Source organism: uncultured Marinobacter sp. (assembly GCF_963974375.1).
Classification (GTDB): Bacteria; Pseudomonadota; Gammaproteobacteria; order Pseudomonadales; family Oleiphilaceae; genus Marinobacter.
Genome location: NZ_CAXBDN010000420.1, coordinates 1 through 2,098 on the forward strand (window position 1 = coordinate 1; position 2,098 = coordinate 2,098).

Genomic DNA, 2,098 nt, shown 5'->3' on the forward strand with positions numbered 1-2,098 from the left:
GATGGCCGCGGAAATGGCGATTGCCACATCGGAGTACAGCTGCCCCGCCTCCTCTTCAATAAACAGGATCGGCAGGAACACCAGGATGGTGGTCATGGTGGAGGCGAGCACCGCTGGCCAGACCTCCCTGACCCCACGCAGGGCCGATTCAAAGCGATCAAGCCCCAGGCGGCGGTGGCGCTCGATGTTTTCCAGCACCACAATGCTGTTATCCATGGTCATGCCGATGGCAAAGGCGATACCCGCCAGCGAGATCACGTTGATGGTGCGCCCGGTCAGCAGCAACCCGAGGAAGGCCGCAATGGCACACAGAGGCACGCCGATCACGCCCACAAAGGTGGCGCGGGAGGAGCGCAGGAACAGAAACATCACCAGGGTGGCAAACACCGCACCGATGCCCAGGTTGGTCCAGACGTTGGCGATTGAGGCTTCCACATAGCGGACATCATCGGAGGTCAGGGCCAGCTCCAGCCCTTCCGGCGCCAGCAGGTCTTCGTTCAGGGCGGCCACCTCTGCCAGCATGGCGCGTTTGATATCGATGACGTTGGCGCCCCCTTCCCGGCGCACCTGCAGACCGATCACCTGCTGACCGTTGACCATGGACAGTTGCCGTAACCGGGAGCTGCCCTGGCTCACCTCAGCCACATCGGACAGCCGGGTGATGCTGTCGCCAGAGCGGGACACCACCAGTTGTTCAAGGTCTTCCAGCCGTTCGAAACGGCCCACGGTGCGCAACAGGTAGCGACGCTTGCCAGAGTCCACCTCACCGCCGGAGATGTCCTGGTTGCGACTGGTAATGGCATCCCGCAGATCCAGCAGGGTCAGTCCCCGGTCCGCCAGACGCGCCTCGTCCACCCGGATCTGCATCTGCCGGTCGGCACCACCGCCCACCGTCACCTCGGACACACCCGGGATACTCTCCATGCGGGGCCGCACCCGGTCCTCGATAAAGTCCCGCATCAGCAGAATATCCAGTTCCCTGGGGTTATCCGGCAAGGTGGACATGCGGAAATACATGAAAGCATTGGCGGAGAAGGACGCCGCCACTATGCGGGGCTGGTCCACATTACGGGGGTAGGACGGTACCTGACTGAGGGCGTTGTTGACCTGGATCAGGGTTTCGGTAATGTCGACGCCGAACGGGAATTCCAGCTCGATTTCAGAGCTGCCGCTGGAGGCGGTTGCGGTCATTCGCGCCAGGTTGGGCACATTGCGCAGGTAGCGCTCCTGCTCGACCAGAATCTCCTTTTCGATATCCTGGGGTGTTGCTCCCGGCCAGCTGGTCTCTACGGTAATCACCCGGGTTTCCAGATCGGGGATCATCTGCACCGGAATTCTCAGGGCAGCGGCGATACCGATAATCAGCAGAATCAGCGTGATCACGGCAACCAGGGTGCCCTGACGGATAATGGTTGCAAACATCAGCGTCCGCTCCCGTCACCGCTCTCTGCCGTTGTCACCGTCATGCCCTCATCGAGCGCTTCATTGCCACGGCTCACCAGTTGTTCGCCACCCTCCAGCCCATCGGTGATCTCAACCCGGTCGCCGAACCCGGTGCCCGTGCGAACCCGCTTCTCGCGGACCTGATACTGACCCTCATCATCGGCCGGCTCCGCGATCCAGACGGTCACCCGGCCGTCCGGATAGCGGTTCAGCGCATCCCGTGGAATGGTCAGGCCATCCCGGTTCACCGCCACCCTCAGTTGGCCCCGCACGGACATGCCGGGCATCAGGTCAAGGTCGCGGCTACCAACAGCCCGGATCAGGAAGGTCCTGGCCTGGGGATCCGTCACCGGCACTACGGTGTCAATGTCCACCGCCACCAGCTCCTGCCCGGCACCCGGCGTCCGCACCGAAAGCCGGGCTTCGCCTTCTGCGGTCAGCTGCCTGAAATAATCCTGGGGAACTCTGAAATCAAGACGCAGGTTGCGGGTGTCCACCAGAGTCAGCAGGGCATCGCCGGGGGTGACCCATTCGCCAAGATCCCGGGAGCGTTCACTGACCACGCCGTCGAACGGAGCGGTTATCCGATGCCGTGCCAGCACCACCTGCAACCGCTGCTCCACGGCCTGGAGCCTTGCCAGCGCAGCTGCAGCGG

General features: G+C 63.0%; 2 protein-coding genes. Both read right to left on the bottom strand.

Annotated elements, in window-relative coordinates; all coding sequences use genetic code 11:
* A partial coding sequence (locus AAC035_RS20945; RefSeq protein WP_339807052.1) for an efflux RND transporter permease subunit occupies positions 1-1,422 on the bottom strand: 1,422 nt, incomplete at its 3' end.
* The coding region (locus tag AAC035_RS20950; protein ID WP_339807053.1) for an efflux RND transporter periplasmic adaptor subunit at positions 1,422-2,098 on the bottom strand (677 nt) is incomplete at its 5' end. The genes AAC035_RS20950 and AAC035_RS20945, both read right to left, overlap by 1 nt.